Source organism: Caldimonas brevitalea (genome assembly GCF_001017435.1).
Lineage (GTDB): Bacteria > Pseudomonadota > Gammaproteobacteria > Burkholderiales > Burkholderiaceae_C > Caldimonas > Caldimonas brevitalea.
Map to the genome: position 1 here is coordinate 1,711,955 of NZ_CP011371.1, position 23,935 is coordinate 1,735,889.

Sequence of the window (23,935 nt, forward strand, 5' to 3'; positions counted from 1 at the left end):
CGGGCAAAGGCAACTCTCGAGACATCGCATGCCATCACGTCTGGTGTTGGGGACACTTCATCTTCCCGGCGAGCGTCAAGCGAACTTCGAGTTACGCGACGCTCGCTGGCTGGCCGACGATCCGGCCCGCGCGCTGCGCTGGCATGACGGGCCCGTGGCGGTGCACGAAGGGGACGCGCAACTGCTGATCGCCAACGACCTCGGGGCCGCCGTCGTGCTGCACGGACTCAATCCCGCGACCGTCCAGCGAGGGGCCCGCGGCACCGGCATCCTGCTGGAAGCGGCGCGCGAGCCCGATACGGGCTGCCAGCTCGACTGGACCGTGATCGAGGTGGTCGATTAGTTCGGGCAGTTTGCGGCTGCTGGTACCGCAGCGTCGGCCCAGGCCCCCGCAGGGGCCTCGAAGTTCTTGCGTATGGAAGCAGGAATGCCGCCGGAGCTACAGGGGCCGGCGACAGCGCGCAAGGCGCTGGTGTGTGTCACCAGTCGGCGAGTTGGTAGCACTCGGCCTGTTCCGCATCGATCGGGTGCGGCACGCCGGCGCTGCGCGTCAGCGGTTCCGGGGGAGGACAGGGCGCGCCGGCCTTGATCAGGTCATCGATCACCAGGCTGTCATGCTCCAGCTCGGCCAGATAGTTGTGTTGTGATCCAAAAAGCAGGGCGCGCGGCGCGTCTTTGGGTCCGACGAGGACGAGGTACTTGCCGCTGTTGGGTCTTGCCATGATGTGGTGGATACGCTCGGCGTTGTTCTTGTGAATGACGTCGAGGATGCTAGGGCTGCGTGACAAGCGTGCGAAGCCGAGGCCGTCTGACGCGCGCGTCGGAGTCTTCCTACATCGCCGAGGCGGGCGCCGTATAGGCCTCGACCAAAAAGTTCATGAAGGCGCGCGTGCGGCTCGGCACGAACTTGCGCGAGGGCATGGCGGCATAGAGCGTGAAGGTGGGGGTGCGCCACTGCGGCAGCAGCTGCACCAGCGCACCTTCTGCCAGCGCGTCTTCCAGCAACACGGCCGGCAGGCCGACCACGCCCAGCCCGCCCAATGCGGCGGCGTACAAGGTGTCGGGATGGGCCGAGCTGAAGGCGGCGCTGGTTTCCAGTTCGACCGTCTCGCCCTGGCCCTGCAACGCCCAGCGGACTCGGCCGGCTGCGTCCCCGGGGGCGGCAAGCAGGCACTGGTGCTGCGCCAATTCGCTCGGATGTCGCGGCATGCCCAGGCGCTCCACATAGGCCGGGCTCGCGCAGAGCAACCCGGCACCTCGGGCCAGCGCTCGCACGACGGCCTCGTTGTCGAGGCCCGGCGGCGGTGCGTCGCCGCCCAGCAGCAGGGCCACGTCCCAGCCGGCGTCTGCCGTCGATTCCGAGCCGGCAACGGTGAAGCTGAGGCTGAGTTCGGGAAACTGGCGCCGGAGCAGGGGCAGGTGTTGCGTCAGCTGCCGGGCCAGCGTGGCCGCCGGCAGCCTGATCTTCAGTTCTCCCTGGGGCTGGCGCACGGCGGCGTCCACCTGCGCTTCGGCCTCCTCCAACTGCTGCAGGATGGAGCGCACACGCTCCAGGTAGCCCTGGCCGGTGTCGGTCAGGGCCAGTCGCCGGGTCGAGCGGTGGATCAGGCGCACCTTGAGGTGGTTTTCGAGGTCGGCGATCAACCGCGTGACGGCCGCGGCGGACACGTCCATCGCCCGTGCCGCGGCCGCGAAGCCGCCTTCATCGATCACTTTCGCAAACGCCCGCATGGAAGTCAGACGATCCATCAACATCTCCTGTGCAACGCCGGCACCGCCTCGCAGCGCCCGTCGGCCGACGGGATTCTGATCGTCGTTCGTTAAGGACTCTTTATGACCTGTTAACGGTGGCAGGTGAGAGGCCGTTCTCACTGGGAGGTGCGACAGGGTTTGGGCTCGTAGCGCTGCGGACCGGTTTCGACCAGGTCGTAGCGGGCCGTGGGCCAGAACCAGCCCAGCGGCCGCTGGGAACCGCGGGCGTAGACCCGGCCCCACACAACGCCGACCCGCCCCGCCCGCAGGTGCTCCCAAAGCGTGGCGCTATAGCAACGGCGGTCGCGTGTGGCGAGCCGTTCGATCATCGACCGCAAGGCCGTGATCTGCAGCCCCTGCTGCACCGGGTAGTGCCACCCGGTGTAGCCCCACCAATCCCAGCAGGCCATCGGCGCGGTGTCGCCCGTCTGCGGGTAGAGCACGACGATCCGGTTGGTATCGGCCCACCGGTTGTAGCCGGCGTGGCGCACGTAGGCGTCGCCGATCTGGGCCGGGTTCTGTCCGCAACCGTGGAGCACCACGTGCAGTCGACAGGCTGGTGTGCCCGGCGCGCATCCGGGTGGCACGAACAGCCAGCCGGTCGGCCCGAAGCCGCGGTCGCGCAGATAAGGGGTCTGATCGAAGGTGAGCAGCCGGCCCTGCAAGGCGCCGACGCGACGCGGCGCGAGCCCACCGTACAGGTGCTGCAGCAGTTCGCCGGCGAGGTCGAAGCCACAGTTGTTGAGGTAGGCCCCGCCGCGCTGGTCGCAGCGGTTGCCGTGGTCGTCGGTCACCATGCCGTGTTCCGCGTCGATGTCTTTGCGGTAGCGGATATGGCGCGGCGGAATCCATTGCAGCAGGTAGCGCTGCAGTTCGTCGGTGACGGCTGTCGGCACCGCGGTGTCGAGCCGGCCCGAGAAGAGGTAAACCCGGGCGCGCGTCAGATGCCGCACGGGGTCGATCAGCCCCGCGGCGGCGCGCCGCCGCGTCGCGGCCACCAGCCGCGCCGTCGGGATCGCCCCGCGGCCCAGACAGCGGCCCTGGGCATGCTGGACCTGTCCCTCGGCGCAGTCGTAGGGGCCGGCTGCCACCAGCCCCGCGCCCGCGATGCTGGCCGAATGGGCCACCAGCATCTGAACCGCCATGTAGCCGCCGGACGACAGGCCGGAGATGGTGACGCTGCCGCGGTCGACTCCGAGCGGCGGCAATTCGTCGGCTGCCCGGACACCGCTGCCGACCGCGGCGACCACGGCGGCGAGCCATGGCGCCGTCAGCCGGCCCGGAGCGCCCCTGCCCCTAGGGCAAGTTTCAGCGGCAGACATGGGGGCCGCCGCGATCGAGGTGGAGGTGGTCGCGGTGCGCCTGGTTGTACTCGGGCCCCAGTGCACCGTCGAAGTACCGGCACGCGCCCTGGTGCACCTCGCGCAGCAAACGGCCCGCTGGCCCGGCCTCGTCCCAGTGGCGCAGCACCCGCAGGCGCCGGCCGTCCTGCAGCACGAAGCCGGCGATGTCGAGGGCGTCGGCGCTCGCGTGCTGGCTGCGCGGGCCGGTGTCGCGGCCGTAGACGTTGCGGCAGGCATAGCTGCCGAGGTGTTCGATGCGCCGCACGGGCATGCCGAAGTGGCGTTGGGCGGCGGGCTGCAGGACGTGGTGCTCCCACAGGGCCAGCGCCACGGCCGCCCGGCAGGAGAGCGGAAAGGGCGGCTTTACCATGGATTCGGTGGCGCTGATCTGCACCGCGTTACGCCAGCCGCAGTCCCCGCGCCGCGGCGTGTCGGGCAGGGGCCGCCAGACCAGCGGGGTGGTCGCGAGCACCGAGCGGCACAGTGCGGGGTCGCGTTCGAGGCGCGCGAGCTTGAAGCGTGTGAAGGGCCCCGGCGGCTCGGTGAGGGTCACCGCTGCCCAGGGCCGCCAGTGAGCGGGCACCACGACGTGGCCTTCCCGCAGCGCATACGCGCCGGCCGCCACCAGCATCCCTAGCAGCAGGGCCAGCCCGAGCAAAAACGACAGGGCCTTAGCCACGTTTGCCTGTCCTTGCGGCCGCGTCGACGCGGTGCGAAGGCGGGCGACGCGCCTGCAGCGTCCGGCAGGTACAGGAACTGCTCATCTCCATCGTGTTAACGCGTGATACTTGTGACGGCGGCGCGCGCCGGCAGAATGACCATTCGCTTGTCCCCCACCCCCCAAGAAGTCGATGAACCCCACCCAAACCGAAACCCTAGACATCCTCCAGCAAGTCTGGCGCCAGTCCTTGCTGGCCCTTGCCGCTGCGTCGAAGGCCAACATGCCGATCTTCGCATCGGCATTGGAGGCGGCCTCGCACAATGAGTCGCTGAACCCGGTGGCGCGTGCCATGCTGGCCGAACTGGCGGAAAGCACTGGCGTCGTCGCCCCCTTCTCGGCGACCAAGCAGTAAGGTCCGCGCCCTCAGCCGGCGCCAGGGCGCGCTGCTGGCGCCGCTGCGCCCTTTTTCGCTTGCGCCTCGATGCGCGCGTACAGCAAGGCCGCCACGGCCAGTGGCGCAAGGTAGTAGACCGCCCGGTACGCCAGCAGCCCGCCGAGCAGTTGGCCTTGCGGGACCTGTCCGCCCAGCAGCGCGATGAACACCGCCTCGAGCACGCCGAGGCCCGCCGGAATGTGGGTCAGGACGCCGGCGACGGCGCCCATCATCAGCACCGCCACCACCAGGCCGTAAGCCACCTTCTGTTGCAGCAAGACATACACGATGCAGCTGATCGTCAGCCAGTTGACCGACGACAGCACGACCTGCAGCAACGCCGTGCGCAGGCTCGGCAGCCGCAACTCGTGTCCGCGCACGCTCCAGTCGCGCCGCGGTGACCAGGCGCAGGCGGCGAGGTAGGCCAGCACCAGACCCAGCAGCGTGAGACCGAGCAGCTGCAGCCCCTGCGGCCCGATCTTCCATTGCGCCGGCACCTCCACCTGCCCGAGCGTGAACACGCCGCCTGCCAGGGCGAAGTAGCCCAACCAGTTGGTCAACACGCTGAAGCCCAGCACCTGGGTGATGGTGGCCTTGTCGAGCCCCAGCCGTGAATAGAGGCGATACCGAAAACCGACACCCCCGACCAGCGCGCCCAGGTTGAGGTTGAAGGCATAGCTGATGAATGCGACCGACAGCACGGTCGGGGTGCGCAGGCGGTGGCCGGTAGAGGCGCGGCCGATCAAATCGAAGGTGCTGTACAGCAGATAGCTGCCGCCGGCGAGAGCCGCCGCCAGCGCCAGCGTCGTGGCGGGGTACGCCTTCAGCGTTTCCCAGACCTGGCTCCAGTCCACCGACCGGGCATGCGAGACCAGCAGGCCCGCCACCAGGGCGAAGAAGGCCCAGGTGAGCAGCTTGCGCACCAGCGCCCAGCGCCCGGCTTTGCGGCCGTCCTCGGTCGGCTGGCGGCGGTCGGGCTGGTCCCGGCCCTCGTCGCGCGAGGGAGGGCGGTGGTGGGCTTGGAACGCTTTGGAATGCAGTGTGTTCATGGCAGATAGCCGGCACCTTTCGTCGCCGGTTGCTGGTGCGCGTTGCGCACCGGTGGGTCGGCCGGAGGCTGGTGCGGCGGAGGCGTCACCAGTTCCAGCTTGGGCTTGTGCGCCGGCAGCCAGCCCGACCAGGCCGGGAAGCGTCGCAGGAAGTGGTAGACGAGGAAGCCCGCCCATTGGTGCCAGCGCTTGACTTCGAAGGCCGGGTCGTGGACCGAGATCAGCTGGCAGTGGTGGTCGATCAATCGTTGCAGGCGACCGGCCAGCTCGGCGTTGAAGGCAGCGTCGCGGATCACCAGGTTGGCCTCGAGGTTGAGTGACAGGCTCAACGGGTCGAGGTTGCTCGACCCCACGGTGGCCCACTCGTCGTCGACCACGGCCACCTTGCCGTGCAAGGGACGCTGGCAGTATTCGTAGATGCGCACGCCGTCGCGCAGCAGGCCGTCGTAGAGGGTCCGGGCGGCGTTCTTGGCGATCGGCATGTCAGGCTCGCCCTGCAGGATCAAGGCCACCTCCACGCCGCGGCGCGCCGCCCGGCGCAACTCGCGTAGCAGCCGGTAGCCGGGGAAGAAATAGGCGTTGGCGATCCAGACGCGCCGGCGGGCCGACCGGATCGCGAACAAGTAGTGCTGCTCGATGTCGGTGTGGTGCTCGCGGTTGTCGCGCGTCACGAAGGTCGCGCGACCGGGGCCGACGTCTGCACCTTGCCGCACGCCGGCGGGCGCCTTTGCGCGGCGGCGGCGCGACGCGGTTCGTTCACCGATGGCGTCGACCGCGAAACGGTGGATGTCGGCGACCACTGGCCCGACCACCGCCACCGCATAGTCCTGTTTGGCCGCCGGCCCGTACTCCCACAGGTGCTCGACCGAAAAATTGATGCCGCCGACGAAGGCCAGTTGCCCGTCCACCACGACCAGCTTGCGGTGCAGGCGACGGAAGACATTGGTGCGCAGCCCGAGCAGCTTGGGCTTGGGGTCGAACACATGGAAGCGCACGCCGGCCGCCGTCATGCCGGAAACGAACTCGACCGACAGGTCGGGCGAGCCATAACCGTCGACCGTCAGGTCGACCTGCACGCCGCGCGAGGCTGCGGCGATCAGTTCCTCGCGCAGCTGTTGCCCCACCTTGTCGTCGAACAGAATGAAGGTCTCGACCAGCACCTCGCGGTGTGCCGAGCGTATCGCCTCGAAGACGCGCGGAAAGAACTCCTCGCCGTTTTCGAGCAGCTCGAACCGGTTGCCGTCTCGCCAGTCGGGCAGGTGTCGCTCGGTCATTACGTATCCTTCGTGCTGGCCGGGGGGGTGCTCATTCGGTAGCCTCCGTGCTGCGCACTGCGGTGCGAGCCCCTTCGGACGGCCGGGCGGGTGCTCATACCATGATCTCCGCCGCCAACGGGGCGTGATCCGACAAGTGCCGCCAGGGATGGGGCGGCAAGGGGATCGGACGGGCCAGCTTGGCGTTGCGCACGTAGATGCGGTCCAGCCGCAGCAGTGGCCAACGGGCGGGGAAGGTGCGGGCCGCCTGCCCCTGGGCCTCGACGAACACCTCGCGCAGCCCGGCGCAGCCGTGCAGCTGGGCGTGGGCCTGCAGCCGCCAATCGTTGAAGTCGCCCGCGATCACCAAGGGCGCTTCGGGTGGCACGAAGCGATCGATGCGCTGGCACAGCAGCCGCAACTGCTCGCGCCGGTGGGCTTCGCGCAGGCCCAGGTGCACGCACACCACGTGCAACTCCTGGCCGACCGCGGGCGCGTCGAGCACGCAGTGCAGCAGCCCGCGCTTTTCCGGTCCCTCGACCGACACGTCGCAGTTCTCGTGCCGCAGGATGGGGAACTTCGACAGCACCGCGTTGCCGTGGTGGCCCTCGGGGTAGACAGCGTTGCGGCCGTAGGCGAAATCGCTCCACATCTCGTCGGCCAGGAATTCGTAGTGCGGCGCCTCCGGCCAGTTCTGCACCTTGGCCGAATGAACTTCATGCGTGCCCAGCACCTCCTGCAGGAACACGACGTCGGCCGACACGTGCCGTACTGCCTCACGCAGCTCGTGCAGGATGAAGCGGCGGTTCAAGGCGTTGAAGCCCTTGTGGGTGTTCACCGTCAGAACGCGGACCGTCAAGGTGGGAGGGTTCTGGGACATCGGCGCTTTCGAAGCGTTGGAGGTCGAAGGAGCAGGCCGGTGCCGTCAGCCGAGGCCGTCGGCGTCGAGTGCGAAATCGGCCTCGCGCTCGGGCCGGGTTGAATAAGGGCGCCAGCGGTGCTCGGGCTGGCTCAGGCGGTCCGCCACGACGCGCCACACCTTGGTGTTCCAGATCAGCCCGATATGGCTCGCGTCGCTGATCTCGATGCTTTCGCATTGCGGCGCCTCGGGCTCGATGCAGCACTGCCACGCGACGACGCCGTCCGTGCGGCTGTAGATCGAGGTGGTCGGCACCGGCGGCGCCCGTCGCAGCCGCTCGCGCAGCAGAGGCTTGCCCAGCGCGGGCTCGACCGACAGCAGGTGCCACAGCCAACCGGCGTCGGACCGGTCGTCGCCCGCGAACGGCGAGCCGAGCGTGATCACCTGGCGGACCGCCTTCGGGATCTTTTTGGCCACCTCGCGTGCATAAATGCCCCCGAGGCTCCAGCCCACCAGGCTGACCTTGCGCCCGGTGCGGCGCACGTGGGCCAGCACGTCGTCGCACAAATCGTCGAGCCAGTCGTCCAGGCCGCCCTGCGGGCCAGTGTTGACGCCGCGACCCCAATCACGGGCGTCGTAGCCGAGATTCGCGCAGAAGCGGCACAGCGGCCCCAGCGCGCCGATGTCGGCGGCGAGCCCCGGGAACACGATCACCGGGTGGCCGTCGCCGCCGGGGAACTCGTCGTGACGCGCGAAATGGCTGGCGGCGAACTCGAACGCGGCCCGCATGGGCTCCAGGCAGAGCAGCGCGAGAGAAGGAGCGGCGCGGGGGATCATGGCTTTCCTTTTTTCACAGCAACAGCAAAGGCCAGGACGCTGGCCCGTCTGTCTTGCAAACGCCTCGATGCTATGGAGGCCGCCCTGCTGTGGCGACTCCCGGCTCTCCCACAGAGGTGTCGGAATGCGCCGACAGCGGTTGCCGACCGCGGCGCGCGGGGGACACGCCTGGCATCCGCAGGGTGAGCCGCAGGGCGAACCTCGATGCTTGTTTCGCGCTGCCCCACGCCCACAAGACGCAAGAGCCGTGCGCACGGTGCTGGCCTCCCACCCGCCGGCCCTGCGCTAGCCGCCTGTCACGATGTCCCTATTGACAAGACCGGACACTAGATGCCGGACGGGTAGGTCTCGGGTTCGGGGTTGTGTTCCCAGAGCTGCGCGTCGTCTAGCGGACGCACGGCGCGGCTGTGATCGACGTGCACCAGGGCGTCGAACTGTTCGGCGACCGAGGTCTTGAAATAGTGACTGAGCAGTTCGGTGTCGGGGCGGTAGATCACGCCGATGGCGCGCGTGAGGTAGGGCCCGTGCAAGGCCCGGCGCAACTCCTCGTCGCCTGTCAGGGGGAGCCAGGACAACGGCAAGCCCACCTCGTGCATCAGGCGCTCGACGCTGCCCGCCCGAGAGGGCCGCACGGTTTTGTGCTCGACCGGCGCGTCCCAGTCCGATGCGGCGGCGACCCGGCCGGTATGCGTCGTGAAGCCCAGCAAAAACGTCTCGTGGGGTGCCCGCTCCCGCATCAACTGGCCCAGGTTCACCTGTCCGTCGTGTCGCACGTCGGTGGCCCGCGCATCGCCGATGTGCGAGTTGTGGGCCCATACGACGATGCGGGCCGGCCGACCACGCAGCCGCGCCAGGTGCGATTGCAGGGCTTGCAAGGTGTCGGCCATGTGGGTGTCGCGCAGATTCCACGAGTCGGAGCGGCCCTGGAACATGGTGCGGTAGTAATGCTCGGCATTGCGCACCACCCGGGCGTTCTGCTGCGCGTAGAACAACTCGTCGACGCCGGGCTCGCCGCTGCCCTGCGCCGCGCCCCGGCTGCACAGTTCGCGCAACTGCTGCAGCACCTCGCGCTCGCAATCGTCGCGCAAACCGTAGTTGGTCACATAGCCGTAACGCTGCGGATCTTCGGCCAGATGGTCGAAGCAGGCGTACCGTTCACGCGCGCGGGCGGCCGCGTCGGGGTCGGCGTGCGCCAGGTATCGCAGCACGGCGTCCATCGAGGCCCGCAGGCTGTACAGATCGAGTCCGTAGAAGCCCACCCGTGCGGCAGGCTCCGCGATGCCCTGGTTGTGTCCACGCAGCCACTCGACGAAGTCGAGCACGTCTTCATTGCGCCACATCCAGCGCGGAAACCGTTCGAAGCCGCCGAGGGCGGCACGCCCATCCGCGTCGTCGGAAGGCCGCTGCACATAACGACTCACGCGCAGGGCATCCGGCCAGTCGGCCTCGACCGCCACAGCGTCGAAGCCGTGCGCCTCGACCAGGCGGCGCGTGAGCCGCGCACGCATCCGGTAGAACTCGTGGGTGCCGTGCGTGGCTTCCCCGAGCAGCACGAGCGTGGCGTCGCCGATGGCTTCGGCCAAGGGGGCGACGTCGTCCAGGTCGCGCAACGGGCGGACGTGGCGCCGCAGTTGCTCCAACACCTTCCGGTCCGCCGTCATGCTGCCTCGCCGGCTCAGTGCAGTGCTCGTTTCAGCGCCGCGATCTCGAGCCGGGCCTCCTGAATCGCCGTGCGCAACTGCGGGTCGACGTGGCGCGCATTCCGGCAGGCTTCCATGACACGTTCGCCGACCTGATCTAGCGAATCGAGGTATTCGCGGATCGTCGCCGGGTCCTGCGCCTGCTGCATCGCGTGCTTGAGTTGGTCGGAGCGACGGTCGAGCTCACCGACGTATTCCTTCACTTCCTGCGGTGCGTAGCCGCTCGAGCGGCAGGCGAGCGCCGCGTCGTCGATGCACAGTTCGATCTGTTCGAAGCGTTCCCTGACTTGATTGAGTTGCATGATGTCCTGGCAGTGAGCAGCGATGAATGGATGAAGTGAAGACTGCGCGACGGCCGGCAGTCCGAAGCCCGCGGGCCGGGGCGTGACCGCCGGCAGCGCGCGGGGCCAGAACACCGAGCAAGCGCCGTTCCGGGGCGCTCCCGGCAAGCTCAATGGGCGGCGTGGGTGCCTGCCGGCGTTGTCGCACGCGGCACATGGTCGGACAGGCGGCGGCACTCCTGAGCACAGCGGCGGCACGCCTGGGCGCAGGCCCGGCAATGCGCCATGTCGTGCTGCTCGCATTCCTCGGCGCAGCTGTCGCAGAGGTCGGCGCAGAAGGCCAGAGCGGCACTGTCGGACGAACTGCCGCGCGCCATGAAGGAGGCTGCCATTCGGCAAGCCTGTGCGCAATCCATGTCGAGCGCAATGCACTTCGCCAAGTGTTTGGGGTCGTCCTCGCTCAGGCACGCAATTGCGCAGTGGTCGCAGGCGTCGGCGCAGGCGTAGCAGGCTTCGATGCAGGCGGTGTGTTGCTGAGGCATGGCGTCTCCGTATCGGTTGTGGGGCTGGCGCGGGGCACCGTAGATCGGCTCCGCGCCTGTCGCCAAGCGCGGCAAGCCGCGCGCCCGAAACGCCCGCGAAGTGTCGAAACGGGCCGGCCACGGCCCGCCGTGCCCGCAGGGCGTGCCGGAGGCGATTGCGGCAAAGAGCGCCGTGGCCGACTCAGAGTTACTTGCCGCGTGCGGCACCCGCCCGGTCCGTCACGGCCTTGCCGACGGCCCGCCGGGTCGGCTGCGCTGCGCCACGCGGAACACCTCGGCGCCCAGTTTTGCCAGCATCAGGGGCTTGGTGACGAAGCCGTCGACACCCGCCGCGAAACTCGCGGCCCGATCGGCCGGTGTGTAGAACGCGCTGGCGACGATGATGGGGAACCAGGGCAGGTGACCCGCCCCCTGAAGGCGGCGCAGCTCGCGTGTTGTCTGCAAGCCATCCATCACGGGCATCTGCACGTCCATCAGCACCGCGTCCGGCGCCCGCATGCGGCACTGCGAGATGGCTTCCATGCCGTCGGCAGCCGTCCGCACGGCATAGCCGAGGGCCTTCAGCATGCCGGCCGCCAGGGTTCGGCTGACCGGGTCATCCTCGACAACGAGAAACTCCATGCTTGGCTCCAGTGCAATTCCGGGGCCCTGCTCGAGCGCCCCTGCGGCCGTTGCGGTGCCGACCTTGGCGGGTGCAGGCACGCCGACTGCCGGTGAGGTTGAGTCAGGAGTTCGTCGCCTCGTGCTGATGGACCGCGCCGGCCCCGGGCCCGCGTTTGACCCTGTGCCCTTTACTTTGCCATCTTCAAGGAGTACGACATGCAAGGCTTACAACTGACCCTCAAACTGACCGCCCTCGCTGCCGCCGCTGCAATGGGCCTGTCCGCGTGCGGTCGCCAGGACGAACAACCCGCCGATCCTGTCGCCCAGGCTGACACGACCGGCACCGTCGGCTCGACCAGCGGCACGGGCGCTGCCGGCACCACCGGCACCACCGGTGGCACCGATGCGACGACGGGCACCACCGGCGCGGCGGGTACCGGCGGTACGGGCAGCACCGGCGCCGCCGGGACCGGGGCCGGAACCGGCGCCACCACCGGCAGCGGCGGCATGGACGCCGGTACCACCGGCACCGGCGGCGGCACGACGGGTGGCGCTGCGGGTACCACGATGGGCACGACGGGCGCGACCGGCGCTGCGTCGCCCGACAGCGCGGCCTCGGGTGCCCCCGCGGCCGGCACCGGCACCACCAACCGCTGACCAGCGTATCGACGGACCCGGCTTCCCGGGTCCGTCGCCCCGATCCGCGGCACCGCGGGTCGGCCCCATCGCCGCGCTCCGGGGGCCTTGCAGCCCGTCACCGAGGCGCGGCTTTCACACCCCCCAGGGCTCCCGGATGAACCAGGCGCCGGCGCAAGTGTCGTGCGCCAGGTTGCTCGTGAGCCCTTGTTGGCAGGAGGACGCATGAAACACATCAGATTCGGTCTCGGTGCGGTCGCCGCCGCCTTGTGCATGGCCACCGGCGCCTCAGCGCAGGGACTGCAGAAACCCGATGTCGCCTTCCTCAAGCAGGCGGCGCAGAACGGCCATGCCGAGGTCGAGAGCAGCAAGATTGCGCAAACCAAGTCACGCAATCCGCAGGTGAAGGCCTTTGCTGCGCAAATGGTCGAAGACCATACCAAAGTCAATGACGAACTGAAGGCCCTCGCCGCATCCAAAGGCGTGGAACTGCCCAATGAGCCTTCCGCGATGCAGAAGGGCAAGACCAAGGTGCTCGGGGCGATGGACGGCGAACGTTTCGACAAGCGTTATGCCGACGAGATGGGCGTCGACGCGCACGAAGACACCATCAAGCTCTTCAACAAGGCAGCGACCGAGGCCAAGGACCCCGAGGTGAAGGCATTCGCGGCCAAGACGCTGCCGGCGCTGCAGCATCATTTGAAGCAGGCGCAGGACCTGAACGCCGCCGTGAAGGCGGGCAAGGGCGAGGGCGCCGCGTCCCGTCCCTGATCTTGCGGCGGGCCGCCCGCCTGGCGGGCGGCCCGCCCCGGCGCAGAACCGCGCGTTCCTCGCGCCCCACCGCGAGGCATCAAACGTGCACGGCTTCACGAACACCGCGCTACTCCCAGTCTCCGATCCTCATCAAGTCCTGCCAGGACGGGCCGATATCTCCTGAAGAAGACGGCGGACATGTCACCGCTGTCCGCGTTCCCGCGCGCGGGAACGCCTTCCCTGATGGAGTGACCCATGAAACGAACCGTCCTGAAACTCACCGCCGGCCTCGCGTTCGGCCTCATGTTCGCCGGCTCCGCCGTCGCGGCCGACAGCGGCACCAAGCCCGAAGCCATCGCGCTGGCCAAGAAGGCGGCCGCGATGTATGCGGCGCAAGGCCAGGAGAAAACCTACGCCGAGATCAACAACAAGAACGGTCAGTTCATCGACCGTGACATGTATGTGTTCGTGCTGAACACCGCCGGCAACGTCACCGCCCACGGCGCCAACCACAACCTGATCGGCAAGCCCTTGCTCAACCTCAAGGACGCCGACGGCAAGCTGTTCGCGCAAGAACTGATTGCGGTCATCAAGAGCGGCAAGAGCGGCTGGGTCGACTACAAGTGGCCCAACCCGGTGACCAAGCAGATCGAAGCCAAGACCACCTACGTGGAGCCTGCGGGCGACATCGGCTTCGCAGTCGGCATCTACAAGTAATTCCCGGCAGCCGGATGCCAGGGGGAGGGCGCAGTCTGTGCGTCCTTGCGCCCTGGCGTCGGCCCTTACCCGTGGGCCTGTAATGAAGTTCCTTTCCTCTATCACCGTCAAGCAACGCCTGGCGCTCGGTTTCGGGTTCATGGCGCTGCTGCTGGCCGTCCTGGCCGGCGTCGGCCACCTCGGCGCCGTGCGCACGCAGGCGCTGATCCAGCACAACCTGGAAAGCGCCACCGCCCGCTTCGCCGTGGCCGCCGAGATGCGCGACCAGAGCATGCAGTACGACGTCGCCATCCGGAACATCGGCCTGGCCAGCGATCCGACCGTGATGCAACAGGACGAGGCGCGCGCCAAAGAGGCCGACAGCCGTTTCGTCGCAGCGCTCGATGAACTGGTCGCCACCAGCACGTCCGAAGCCGAGAAGAGCGCGCTGCAGCGTGTGCGGCAGCTGCGTGACGAGACGGCGCCGCTCAGCACCAAGGCGATGCAACTGGCCCTGGCCTTCCAGCCGCAAGACGCGGTGGCCTTGATCACCAGCAAAGTCGACCCGCTGTCGCAACAGCGCCGCGCGGTCATCAACGAATTCGCGCAGACCCAGAAACAAGTCGCCAAGCAGGCGATGGACGAGATCAACGCCCGGGCGGAGCGCTCCAAGGCGGTGATGCTGCTGGCCGGCACGCTCGGCGTGTTGGGCGCCTTTGTCTGCGCCTGGCTGGTCAGCCGCGCCATCACCCGGCCCCTCGCCGAAGCCGTGCATGTCGCCGAGACCGTGGCGCGCGGAGACCTGACGATCGAGGTGAAAGCGACCTCGCGCGACGAGATCGGCCGCCTGGTCGAAGCCTTGGGCAAGATGACGGCGAGCCTGCGCAGCGTCATCGGGTCGGTCCGGTCGTCCACCGACAGCATCAGCACCGCGTCGTCGGAGATCGCCTCGGGCAGCCACGACCTGAGCGCCCGCACCGAGCAGGCGGCCTCGAGCCTGCAGCAAACGGCGTCGTCGATGGAGCAGCTGACCGGCACCGTGCGGCAGTCCGCCGACGCGGCGCGGCAGGCGAACCAGCTCGCGTCGTCCGCCTCTGCGGTGGCAGCGCGCGGTGGCAAGGTGGTGGCCGACGTGGTCACGACGATGGAAGAGATCAACTCGGCCTCCAAGAAGATCGCCGACATCATCGGCGTGATCGACGGCATCGCCTTCCAGACCAACATCCTGGCGCTGAACGCGGCGGTGGAAGCCGCTCGCGCCGGCGAACAAGGCCGCGGTTTCGCGGTGGTGGCCGGCGAAGTGCGCAACCTGGCGCAACGCAGCGCGCAGGCCGCCAAGGAGATCAAGAGCCTGATCGGCGCGAGCGTTGAAAAGGTCGACTCAGGCGCCCGCCTGGTGCAGGACGCCGGCGCGACGATGACCGAGATCGTGGCCTCGGTGCAGCGGGTGACCGACATCATGGGCGAGATCACGGCAGCCACGGCCGAGCAGAACGACGGCCTGGGGCAGATCAACAGCGCCGTCGGTCGTCTCGACCAGATGACCCAGCAGAACGCTGCCCTCGTCGAGCAGTCCGCAGCGGCCGCCGAGAGCATGAAAGACCAGGCACACCGGCTTGCCGAGGTGGTCGGCTCGTTCAAGTTGGCACGTGAGGCCGGGGTGCAAGCCCGCGCGCTGGTCGACAAGCGCCCGGCCGCTGTCGTGCCGCCGCCTGTGGCAGCCGCACCGCGCACGCCGCCGGTCGCCGCCGCCCCCAAGGCGGCCCCGGTGCAGCCGCCGGCTCCGACCGTTGCCGCCACCCCCCAAGCTCTGCCGGCCACCGCCACCGCGGTGGCGAGCGGCAGCGACGACTGGGAGACCTTCTGAACCCGCGTCCACCCACCCACTGACCCGGCATCGACGTCATGAGCACCTCGACTTCCATCGACCTCGGCCCCGCCGTTCTCAGGGGGGCGAGTACGGCATCCAGCGCCGAGCAAGCGGCCGCCGATCTGCATGAGCAGATCTGGCGGCCGGGGCTCGCTCTGGTGGTGGTGTTCTGCTCGCCGTCGTACCCGCGCGACGCGCTGGCGCGGGCGTTGCGGGAGCGCTTCGGCGAAACACCGGTGGTCGGCTGTACCACCGGCGCCGAGATCGGGCCCGGCGGCTACCAAGTCGACTCGCTGACCGGTTTCAGTTTGTCGGCGCGCGAGTTCTCGGTGTCTTTGCGGGCGATCGAGGGCTTGCAGGATTACGTCTCCAGCGAGGGGGAGCTGATCGTCCAATCGCTGCTCGGCGACCTGGCTCGTAAAAGCCGCATGCCGACCCGCGAGAACACTTTCGCTTTCCTGCTGATCGATGGCAACTCGCGTCGTGAAGAACGGGTCACGCACTCGCTGCACAACGCGCTGGGTGACATCGAGCTGTTCGGTGGGTCGGCCGGCGACGGGCTCGAGCCCGGCTTGGAGCCTTACGTCCTGCACGACGGAGCCTTCCATCGCGATGCCGCCGTGGTCATGCTGGTGTCGACCACGCGGCCTTTCGTGGTCTTCAAGACCGAAAGCTACGTGCCCAGCCCGATCAAGATGGTGATCACCGACGCCGACCCGGAAACCCGCTCGGTGCGCGAGATCAACGGCGAGCGCGCGGCGGTGGAATACGCGCGCCTGATCGGGGTCGACCTCGACAGGATCGACGTCAACACCTTCGCCCGCTACCCGGTCGGCGTGATGCGGCGCGGCGAATACTATCCCCGCGCGATCGCCTGGCTCGGCGAAGAGCAGAGCCTGACCTTCGCCTGTGCCATCGACACCGGCGTCGTGTTGTCGGTGTCGCAGGCGACCGACCTCATCGAAGGCCTGACCCAGCGTCTCGCCGCCGTGACCCGCCAGATCGGCGAGCCCGAGCTGTTGATCGCCTGCGACTGCGTTTTGCGCTTTTTCGAGATGCGGGAGCACGCCATCGTGCCCCAGGCGGGCGCCGTGATGGCTGCCCACAACGCGGTCGGCTTCTGCACCTACGGCGAACAGTACAACTCCATGCACATCAACCAGACCTTGACGGCAGTGGCCATCGGACGCGCACGCTAGGACGCACAGGGCTGCACGCGATGAACGACCACCTCGACCGAGATGCCGTGATCCGAGCGCTGGAAGACCGCGTGCGCAAGCTCGAGAAAACCAATGCGGTGCTGATGCAGGCCGCGGAGGACCGCAGCGAGGCCGAGCATGGTGCGTATGACCTGTTCAAGACCAATGCGACCCTCGAGCAGAAGGTCGGCGAGCGCACCGCCAGCCTGAAGCTGGCGCAGGAGCAATTGCAGAAAAGCCTGTCGCTGGTGCGCGCCACGCTCGACTCGACCGCCGACGGCATCGTCGTGGTCGATCCGCAAGGGCGGGTGGTCGACTACAACGAGCGCTTCCGCGTGCTGTGGCGCATACCGCAAGACCTGGCGCGTGCCGGCCTGGCGTTCGCACTGCTGCGCCACCTCGGGAGCCAGGTGGTGCGCGGCGACAGCTTCGTGCGCCGGCTCAGTGCCCTGGCCTATGAGCCGTCGACCCAACTCGAGGAAGAGATCACCTGCCTCGATGGCCGTGTGTTCGAGCTGTATTCGACGCCGCAACGGATGGAAGGCAAGACGGTGGGGCGCGTCTGGTGTTTCCGCGACATCACCGAGCGCAAGCGCACCGGCGAGTTGATCTCGCGACTCGGCCACATCCTCAACAGCTCGTCCAACGAGATCTATTTATTCGACGCCGAGAGCCTGCGCTTCGTGCAAACCAACGGCAGCGCGCAGCGCAACCTCGGCTACAGCCAGGACGAGTTGCGCGAGATGCAGCCGTCGGACATCGTCGTCGGGCTCACGCCCGGGCAGTTCCGCCGCCTGCTGCGGCCCCTACACGCCGGCCGCGAAGACGAACTGCGCCTGGAGACCGAACTGCGGCGCCGCGACGGCACGACCTATCCGGTCGCGATGCACCTGCAGCTGTCGCAGCGCGAGGACCCGGCCGTGTTCGTCGCAGTGGTGCAAGACATCACCGAGCGCCGCCGCGCGCACGAGCAGCTGCACTACCTGGCCAACTACGACGGGCTGACCGGGCTGGCCAACCGCCACCAGTTCGGCGAACGGCTGGGCGAGCTGTTGCAGCTCGCACGTGCCAAGGCGGCGCAAGTGGCGGTGATGTTCCTCGACCTCGACCGCTTCAAGTCGGTCAACGACACCCTGGGCCACAGCGCCGGCGATCGTATGCTGCAAGAGGTGGCGCGGCGCATCAAATGGTGCCTGCGCGGGACCGACCTGGTCGCGCGACTGGGCGGCGACGAGTTCGCGGTGGCGTTGCCCGGGGCCTCTCAGGAGGCGGTCGATGCGGTGGCGCGCAAGGTCCTGAAGGCCTTCCACCGTCCGTTTGTGGTCGACGGCCAGGAGCTGTACAGCGCGACCAGCATCGGCATTTCGTTCTTTCCGGCCGACGGCGAGGATGTCGACACGTTGCTCAAGCACGCCGACGCCGCGATGTACCTGGCCAAGGAGCAAGGACGGGGCAACCACCAGTTCTTCCGCTCCGACCTGGGCGTCCAGGCGCAGGACCGGCTCGATTTCGAAAGCCGTTTGCGCAGCGCCGGCGAACGCGGCGAACTGCGGTTGCACTATCAGGGCCAGTTCGATCTGCAGACCGAGGCCATCGTCGGCTTCGAGGCCCTGGTACGCTGGGAGCACCCCCAGCTGGGCCTGCTCGGCCCGGACCGTTTCATCCCCACCGCGGAGGAGACCGGCTCCATCGTCGAGCTGGGCAACTGGGTGCTGCGCACCGCCTGCCGTCAGTGGCGCGCATGGGTCGACGCCGGCCATGCGCCGGTGCAGATGGCCGTCAACATTTCGGTGCGGCAGCTGCGCCAGCCCGACTTCGTCGACCAGGTGCTGCGCATCGTGCGCGAGGCCGGCATGGACCCGGCCTGCCTCGAACTGGAGCTGACCGAGACCGGCTTGATGACTGACGCCGACCTCAGCACCGGCATCCTGGAGCGGGTGAAGGCGCAGGGCATGCGGGTGTCGATCGACGACTTCGGCACCGGCTATTCGTCGCTCGCCTACCTGAACCGGTTTTCCATCGACACGCTCAAGATCGACCGCTCGTTCGTGCGCGAGATCGGCTCGGCACGCGACAGCACGGCCATCGTCCAGGCGATCAGCGCGCTCGGCTCGGCGATGCGGCTCACCGTGGTGGCTGAAGGCGTCGAGACGCCGGCCCAGGCGGAGTTTCTGCGCGCGCAGGGCTGCCACGTGGCGCAGGGCTATCTGTACAGCCGTCCGTTGCCGCCCGACGCCGCCACGCAACTGCTGCAACAACGCGGCCGTGACGGGGCCCGAAGCGGGCGTTGAGCCGAAGCAGGCGCGGCCTTGTCGGTAGGCAAGGCAATTGCTGCAGCGGGGCGTGGCCGCTCTACAGCTGTTCGTCCGCCAACTCCTGATCGCGATCCTGATCGTGGCGCTGGTCTTGCTTGTCTGGCGCTTGCAAGAGGTGTTCGTGCTGTTCTTCGCCGGCACCGTGGCGGCCGTGACCCTGACGGCGCTGGGCGCGCCCTTGCGCCGGCACATCGGTTTCTCGCGGCGCGGTTCGTTGCTGCTGGTGCTGGCACTGCTGGTGGCCCTCGCCGTCGCCGGCGGCACGCTGCTGGGTGCACCGATGGCCGACCAGTTCGAGCGCTTGCGTGCTGCACTGCCGCAAGCCGTCACCGCCGCGTCGCAGTGGCTGCACGGCAACTCGTTCGGGCAGTCGCTGATCCGCGGCTGGAACAGCTTCATCGCCGGCGGCCTGCCATGGGCCAGTGTCGCGAGCCTGGCCTCCCTCACCGTCGGTTCGGTCGGGACCGCGGCGCTGGCCATCGTGATCGGCATCTACCTCGCGGCCGATCCCTGGGTCTACCGCCACGGCTTCATCCGCATGCTGCCGCCTGCCTACCGCCAGCTGGTCGATGCCGCACTGCAGAACGCCGGCGACCGGCTCTATCGCTGGCTGGTCGGGCAGGCCTTGGCGATGCTCGCCGTGGGCCTGCTGGCGGCGACCGGCTTGTGGGCCATTGGCATGCCGAACGCGCTGGTGCTGGGCATCATCGCCGGGCTGCTCGAGTTCGTGCCGTACTTCGGCGCCATCGTCGCCGGGGCGCTGACGGTGCTGCTCGGGTTCGTCGAGGGGCCGCAGATGGCGATGAAGGCGTTCTTGCTGCTGACCGCCATCCAGCAGCTCGAAGGCAACGTGCTGGCGCCGTTGGTGCAGCGCTGGGCGGTTGAACTGCCGCCGGTGCTGGGCCTGCTGGCGGTGGTGATCTTCGGCCTGCTGTTCGGGCTCGCCGGTGCGGTGCTGGCCACGCCGATGATGGTGGTCGCTGTGTCGCTGGTCGAGGACCTGTGGGTGCGTGGCGTGCTCGAACGGGGCCGGGACAGCGAGGCGCGGCGGGCTGCATGAGCCCCCGCCCGGCCGCCCGAAGGGGGCTCGCACCGGAGTGCGCAGCACGGAGGTTGTCCAATGACGCCGGCCGCGCGACCTCTCATCAGCGTGGCGTCAGCCCGAGAAAGTGGTCGAGCATGTGGAAATGGTCGTCCAGAAAACAGTCTTCCATCTGCGTCAGGCGTTCGATGGGCACCCACTCGGCACCCGCCGCATCGTCGCCACCCTGCACCTCGGGCAGTTCGCGTTCGCCCAAATCGAAATAGTGCGCGTGGGTGATCGTGCGCCCGCGCTGGCTGCGATCGGGGTGGTCGAACACCACGGCAGCCTTCAAACATTGGCGCATCGTGACGTCGAGCAGGCTCAACCCGGTTTCTTCCTTCAGCTCGCGCAAGGCCGACTGGTAGGCCGTCTCGCGCTGTTCGATGAAGCCGCCCGGCACCGCGTAGAGCCCCTTGCCCGGCGCCTGCCCGCGCTTGACGAGCAACACATGGCTGCCCACCCTCACCACGCTGTCCACCGTCACGAACACCGGCGGGTAGGGCGCGCTGGCCCAAGCTTCTTTGTAGTGCTTCAACGTGCGCCATTCCTCTGCCAGTTCGGCGTAGAAGGGCAGGGCGGCGAAGGCGCGCAGGAAGTCCAGCGTGGACGGCGGCGCCAGCTCGACCAGCGTCGCGAGTGAGGCGTCGACGGCGTGCCCCGCGCTGCCGAACAGCACGTCGCGCAGGTGCCGGCCGTCGACACGTCCGACCCGCTGCACCGGCTCGAGCCGCCAGCTCGGGAAGCAGCCGAGGTAGTCGCTGGTGGCGTCCTTGAGATGGCCCACCAGGGCCACCGTGGCATGCGCCGGCAGGCCTTGCTCGGCCTGCAGCTGGGCGACACCGGCGCGCACCGCGCCGATCCAGCGGGTATCGTCGTAGTAGTCGCGCACCGGCAGGAAATGCAGACGACCGCGGTCGGCCTCCGGCAGCGCCAGGCGCAGCATCTGCGCCCGCTCTTGCCACGTGAAGGGGTTGCGGGGCGTGCGCGCCTGAAAGGCCGAGCCGATCACGACCACACAGCGGGGTGCGAGCCCGAGGGCCTGCTGCAGCAAGGCCAGATGGCCGTTGTGCAGGGGCTGGAAGCGGCCGATCAGCAGGCTGAGGTCGCAGGCCGGGCTCGGAGGGTGTTGGGGCATGGGTCGCTCCTCAAAGGTGCTTGGCAGCGATCGGCATCTGCCGCCCGGTCCCGAAGGCACGCGAGCGCACACGGATGATGGGGGGTGCCTGGCGGCGCTTGTATTCGTTGCGGGCGATCAGGCCCCGCACCCGCTGCACCAGCGCACGGCCTTCGGCACTGACTTGGAGCTGTTCGACGAAACGGGCGGCGTGTTCATACTCCGGTGCCGGCAGGCGCTCACCTTCGATCAACAGCTTGAGCACCTCGTCGAGCACCGGGTAGGGCGGCAGGCTGTCGCTGTCCTTCTGGTCTGGCGCAAGTTCCGCCGACGGCTCCTTCTCGATGATGGAGGTCGGAATCAACTCGCGCCCGGCCGTCTCGTTGACATGGCGCGACAAGGCGAACACCTCGGTCTTGAACAGGTCGCCGATCAGGCCGAGGCCGCCGTTGGTGTCGCCGTAGAGCGTGCAGTAGCCGACCGAGATCTCCGACTTGTTGCCGGTGGTCAGCAGCAGATGGCCGTAGCTGTTGGAGTACTCCATCAGGATCGTGCCGCGCACCCGCGCCTGCAGGTTCTCGAGCGCCAGGCCTCGCAGCGGTTGGCCGAAGGTGGTCTCGAACTGCTCGGCGTAGCGGGCCACGATGTCGGCGATCGGATGCGTGTGCAGCTCGATGCCCAACTGGCGGCACAACACCACCGAGTCGTCCACCGAGCCGGCCGACGAGAAGCGCGAGGGCATGGTGACCCCCACCACCTTGTCCGGCCCCAGCGCTTCGACGGCGAGCGCCAGCGTCAGCGCACTGTCGATGCCGCCGGAAGAGCCCACCACCACCTTCGAGAAGCCGCAGCGGCGCGCATAGTCGCGCAGGCCCAGCACGATCTGGGCGCGGTAGAACTCCATCGTCGGCAGGCCCGTCGCCGACACGGTGGGCAGAGCATCGCCGCTGTCGGCCTGGAACGCGCCGCCCTCGAAGCTGAGCGTGGTCACGTCCTCGACAAAGCGGGCCGCTTCGAACACCACACCCTGCTCGGGCGTGACGGCGAAGGAAGCCCCGTCGTACACCAACTGGTCATGGCCGCCGATCTGGTTGACGTACAGGATCGGCAGCTGATGGCGGCGGCTGGCGGCCGAGAAAATTTGATGGCGCTGCTCGCGCTTGCCGATGTTGGACGGGCTGGCGTTGATCGACACCACCAGGTCAGGCGCGGCGTCGCGCATCCGCTCGAACGGGTTGATGCCGTAGTCGAGGCCGGCGTCGTTCCAGCCGTCTTCGCAGATCATGAAGCCGATCTGGGTGGCGCCGATGCGCAGCACCTTGGCGACGTCGGGGCCCGGCTCGAAGTGGCGCCGCTCGTCGAAGATGTTGTAGGTGGGCAGCAGCTGCTTGGCATATCGCAACACCACCTCGCCGCCGCGGATCACCAGCAGCATGTTGTGCAGCCGCTTCCCCGGGCCACGCGCCGGCACCGGCGCCCCCACCACCCAGTGCAGTCCCGGCAGCCCCTGGGAAGCCTGCTGCAGCGTCGCCAGGCCCTGGTCGACCCGCGCCATGAAGTCGGGTTCGTCGAGCAGGTCGGCCGGGTAGTAGCCGGTCAGCGACAGCTCCGAAAACACGACCAGCTCGGCGCCGGCCGCATGGGCCTGGCGCGCGGCGGCCATCATCTTCTCGACGTTGCCCTCGATGTCGCCCACCGTGTAGTTGAGCTGTGCAATGGTCATCTTCAACATGATCTTCCTCTTGACGCTGAGCCGTTCAACCGCGAACCCCGAACACCTGCCGAAGGTAGGCCAGGAAGGTCTGGTCGTCGCACATCGTCTTGCCGGGGCTGTCCGAGAGCTTCGCCACCGGTTGACCGTTGGCCTGCGTCAACTTCATGACGATGTTCAGCGGCTTGAGCCCGACGTCGTTGCTCAGATTCGTGCCGATGCCGAAGCCCAGCTGGGTGCGGTCGGCGAAGTGGCGGTACAGGGCGAAGGCCTTCTCGAAGTCGAGTGCGTCGGAGAACACCAGCCGTTTGGCGTGCGGGTCGATGCGCAGCCGGGCGTAGTGGGCCAGCGCCTTCTCGCCCCAAGTGGTGGGGTCGCCCGAGTCGTGGCGCAAGCCGTCGAACAGCTTGGCGAAGTAGAGATCGAAGTCGGCCAGAAAGGCATCCATGCCGATCACGTCGGTCAATGCCACGCCCAGGTCGCCGCGGTATTCCTGCACCCAGTCTTCGAGCGCGGCACGCTGGAAGTCGCGCAAACGCACGCCCAGTGCCTGGTAGGTCTGCAGGTACTCGTGCGCCATCGTGCCGATCGGCACCAGGTCCAGGTCGCGCGCCAGCAGCACGTTGGAGGTGCCCTTGAAGAATTCCGGCACTTCGCGCTTGAAGGTGCTCACCACCTCGCGCTGCCAGGCGCCCGAGTAGCGCCGCCGCACGCCGAAGTCGAAGAACTCGAACGGGTGGCGGCGTGCCGGCTCGCGGCCGAACTCGCGCAGCCGCTCGATCTTGGCCTGCAGCCGGCGCCGGCCTTCGCCGAGCGCCGGGCCGGCATCGAAGCGGCGGAAATACAGTTCGTTGACGATGGCCAGCACGTAGATCTCGAAGGCCATCACGTGCACCTGCGGGCCCCGGGCGACGATCTCGAGCACCGGGCCGTTGGCGCGTGCCTCGATGAAGTTGCGCTGGAAACGGAAGATGCGCAGGAAATCGACGAAGTCCGACTTGATGAAACGCAGGCTGCCGAGATAGGCCAACTCGTCGGGACGGAAGCTCAGGCTGCACAGGTGGTCGAGCTGGGCCTGCACATCGGCGAGCAGGTCGGCCAGCGGGTAGGCGCTCTCGTTGCGGCAGACGAAGGTGTACTCGGCCTGCGTCTGCGGGTGGCGATGCAGCATCGTCTGCCACATCGTGAACTTGTAGAGGTCGGTTTCCAGCAGGCTGTGGATGACGGCTTGCATGTGGGTCCTT

24 protein-coding genes are annotated in these 23,935 nt (G+C 68.4%); 9 read left to right on the forward strand and 15 right to left on the reverse strand.

Annotated elements, in window-relative coordinates; all coding sequences use genetic code 11:
- Positions 1 to 28 precede the first annotated feature (28 nt).
- Positions 29 to 343 (forward strand): hypothetical protein, encoded by a 315-nt coding sequence (locus tag AAW51_RS07480; RefSeq protein WP_047194103.1) that lies wholly within the window; start codon positions 29 to 31, stop codon positions 341 to 343.
- A 136-nt stretch (positions 344 to 479) separates the two neighbouring features.
- Here the strand turns inward: AAW51_RS07480 and AAW51_RS07485 are convergent, their stop codons facing one another.
- The 4 genes from AAW51_RS07485 to AAW51_RS07500 form a co-directional block, all read right to left on the reverse strand.
- Positions 480 to 788: a hypothetical protein gene (locus tag AAW51_RS07485; protein WP_157359660.1), complete on the reverse strand. Its 309-nt coding sequence runs from the start codon at positions 786 to 788 to the stop codon at positions 480 to 482.
- A gap of 43 nt (positions 789 to 831) precedes the next feature.
- Positions 832 to 1,749, reverse strand: a complete 918-nt coding sequence (locus AAW51_RS07490) for a LysR family transcriptional regulator (RefSeq protein ID WP_047194105.1) — start codon at positions 1,747 to 1,749, stop codon at positions 832 to 834.
- 119 nt (positions 1,750 to 1,868) lie between these two features.
- Positions 1,869 to 3,002: an extracellular catalytic domain type 2 short-chain-length polyhydroxyalkanoate depolymerase gene (locus tag AAW51_RS07495; RefSeq protein ID WP_053013413.1), complete on the reverse strand. Its 1,134-nt coding sequence runs from the start codon at positions 3,000 to 3,002 to the stop codon at positions 1,869 to 1,871.
- Positions 3,003 to 3,060: 58 nt separating this feature from the next.
- Positions 3,061 to 3,774: an extensin-like domain-containing protein gene (locus tag AAW51_RS07500; protein ID WP_238947787.1), complete on the reverse strand. Its 714-nt coding sequence runs from the start codon at positions 3,772 to 3,774 to the stop codon at positions 3,061 to 3,063.
- Positions 3,775 to 3,946: 172 nt separating this feature from the next.
- On the opposite strand from AAW51_RS07500, the gene AAW51_RS07505 reads away from it, so the two are divergent.
- Positions 3,947 to 4,168 (forward strand): hypothetical protein, encoded by a 222-nt coding sequence (locus AAW51_RS07505; protein WP_047194106.1) that lies wholly within the window; start codon positions 3,947 to 3,949, stop codon positions 4,166 to 4,168.
- 11 nt (positions 4,169 to 4,179) lie between these two features.
- On the opposite strand, the gene AAW51_RS07510 is transcribed toward AAW51_RS07505, so the two are convergent.
- The 8 genes from AAW51_RS07510 to AAW51_RS07545 form a co-directional block, all read right to left on the reverse strand.
- Entirely contained in the window at positions 4,180 to 5,238 is a 1,059-nt protein-coding gene (locus AAW51_RS07510; RefSeq protein ID WP_083438159.1) for a lysylphosphatidylglycerol synthase domain-containing protein, read from the reverse strand.
- Positions 5,235 to 6,512: a cardiolipin synthase ClsB gene (clsB, locus tag AAW51_RS07515; RefSeq protein ID WP_047194107.1), complete on the reverse strand. Its 1,278-nt coding sequence runs from the start codon at positions 6,510 to 6,512 to the stop codon at positions 5,235 to 5,237. The genes AAW51_RS07510 and clsB overlap by 4 nt, the downstream gene beginning before the upstream one ends.
- A gap of 94 nt (positions 6,513 to 6,606) precedes the next feature.
- Positions 6,607 to 7,371 carry an endonuclease/exonuclease/phosphatase family protein gene (locus tag AAW51_RS07520; RefSeq protein ID WP_047194108.1) on the reverse strand — a complete coding sequence of 255 codons (765 nt, stop codon included), beginning with the start codon at positions 7,369 to 7,371 and terminating at the stop codon, positions 6,607 to 6,609.
- Between the two features lie 45 nt (positions 7,372 to 7,416).
- The gene (locus tag AAW51_RS07525) at positions 7,417 to 8,187 is read right to left on the reverse strand and encodes an alpha/beta fold hydrolase (protein ID WP_047194109.1); all 771 of its coding nucleotides are present in this window, start codon (positions 8,185 to 8,187) and stop codon (positions 7,417 to 7,419) included.
- 326 nt (positions 8,188 to 8,513) lie between these two features.
- Positions 8,514 to 9,848, reverse strand: a complete 1,335-nt coding sequence (locus AAW51_RS07530) for an erythromycin esterase family protein (RefSeq protein ID WP_047194110.1) — start codon at positions 9,846 to 9,848, stop codon at positions 8,514 to 8,516.
- 14 nt (positions 9,849 to 9,862) lie between these two features.
- Positions 9,863 to 10,303 (reverse strand): hypothetical protein, encoded by a 441-nt coding sequence (locus AAW51_RS07535; protein WP_238947788.1) that lies wholly within the window; start codon positions 10,301 to 10,303, stop codon positions 9,863 to 9,865.
- A gap of 35 nt (positions 10,304 to 10,338) precedes the next feature.
- Positions 10,339 to 10,710, reverse strand: coding sequence for a four-helix bundle copper-binding protein (locus AAW51_RS07540; protein ID WP_047194112.1), 372 nt, complete (start codon positions 10,708 to 10,710; stop codon positions 10,339 to 10,341).
- A gap of 219 nt (positions 10,711 to 10,929) precedes the next feature.
- Positions 10,930 to 11,331 (reverse strand): response regulator, encoded by a 402-nt coding sequence (locus AAW51_RS07545; protein ID WP_047194113.1) that lies wholly within the window; start codon positions 11,329 to 11,331, stop codon positions 10,930 to 10,932.
- Positions 11,332 to 11,529: 198 nt separating this feature from the next.
- On the opposite strand from AAW51_RS07545, the gene AAW51_RS27970 reads away from it, so the two are divergent.
- From AAW51_RS27970 to AAW51_RS07580, 7 genes are all read left to right on the forward strand, one after another.
- On the forward strand, positions 11,530 to 11,970 hold the full coding sequence (locus tag AAW51_RS27970) for a hypothetical protein (RefSeq protein ID WP_053013414.1): 441 nt from the start codon (positions 11,530 to 11,532) through the stop codon (positions 11,968 to 11,970).
- Between the two features lie 204 nt (positions 11,971 to 12,174).
- Positions 12,175 to 12,720 (forward strand): DUF4142 domain-containing protein, encoded by a 546-nt coding sequence (locus AAW51_RS07555; RefSeq protein ID WP_047194114.1) that lies wholly within the window; start codon positions 12,175 to 12,177, stop codon positions 12,718 to 12,720.
- 237 nt (positions 12,721 to 12,957) lie between these two features.
- Positions 12,958 to 13,419, forward strand: a complete 462-nt coding sequence (locus AAW51_RS07560) for a cache domain-containing protein (RefSeq protein ID WP_047194115.1) — start codon at positions 12,958 to 12,960, stop codon at positions 13,417 to 13,419.
- Positions 13,420 to 13,501: 82 nt separating this feature from the next.
- On the forward strand, positions 13,502 to 15,265 hold the full coding sequence (locus AAW51_RS31100; protein WP_047194116.1) for a methyl-accepting chemotaxis protein: 1,764 nt from the start codon (positions 13,502 to 13,504) through the stop codon (positions 15,263 to 15,265).
- Between the two features lie 38 nt (positions 15,266 to 15,303).
- Complete coding sequence (locus AAW51_RS07570) at positions 15,304 to 16,467, forward strand: FIST N-terminal domain-containing protein (RefSeq protein WP_047194117.1); 1,164 nt, start codon at positions 15,304 to 15,306, stop codon at positions 16,465 to 16,467.
- A gap of 20 nt (positions 16,468 to 16,487) precedes the next feature.
- Positions 16,488 to 18,758, forward strand: a complete 2,271-nt coding sequence (locus tag AAW51_RS07575) for a putative bifunctional diguanylate cyclase/phosphodiesterase (protein ID WP_053013415.1) — start codon at positions 16,488 to 16,490, stop codon at positions 18,756 to 18,758.
- Between the two features lie 52 nt (positions 18,759 to 18,810).
- Entirely contained in the window at positions 18,811 to 19,842 is a 1,032-nt protein-coding gene (locus AAW51_RS07580) for an AI-2E family transporter (RefSeq protein WP_169787993.1), read from the forward strand.
- Between the two features lie 85 nt (positions 19,843 to 19,927).
- On the opposite strand, the gene AAW51_RS07585 is transcribed toward AAW51_RS07580, so the two are convergent.
- The 3 genes from AAW51_RS07585 to pncB are packed head-to-tail and all read right to left on the reverse strand — an operon-like array spanning position 19,928 to position 23,925.
- On the reverse strand, positions 19,928 to 21,001 hold the full coding sequence (locus tag AAW51_RS07585; protein ID WP_047194118.1) for a bifunctional nicotinamide-nucleotide adenylyltransferase/Nudix hydroxylase: 1,074 nt from the start codon (positions 20,999 to 21,001) through the stop codon (positions 19,928 to 19,930).
- 10 nt (positions 21,002 to 21,011) lie between these two features.
- Positions 21,012 to 22,712, reverse strand: a complete 1,701-nt coding sequence (locus tag AAW51_RS07590; RefSeq protein WP_047194119.1) for an NAD+ synthase — start codon at positions 22,710 to 22,712, stop codon at positions 21,012 to 21,014.
- A gap of 25 nt (positions 22,713 to 22,737) precedes the next feature.
- Positions 22,738 to 23,925, reverse strand: coding sequence for a nicotinate phosphoribosyltransferase (gene pncB, locus AAW51_RS07595; RefSeq protein ID WP_047194120.1), 1,188 nt, complete (start codon positions 23,923 to 23,925; stop codon positions 22,738 to 22,740).
- Between the last annotated feature and the right edge of the window lie 10 nt (positions 23,926 to 23,935).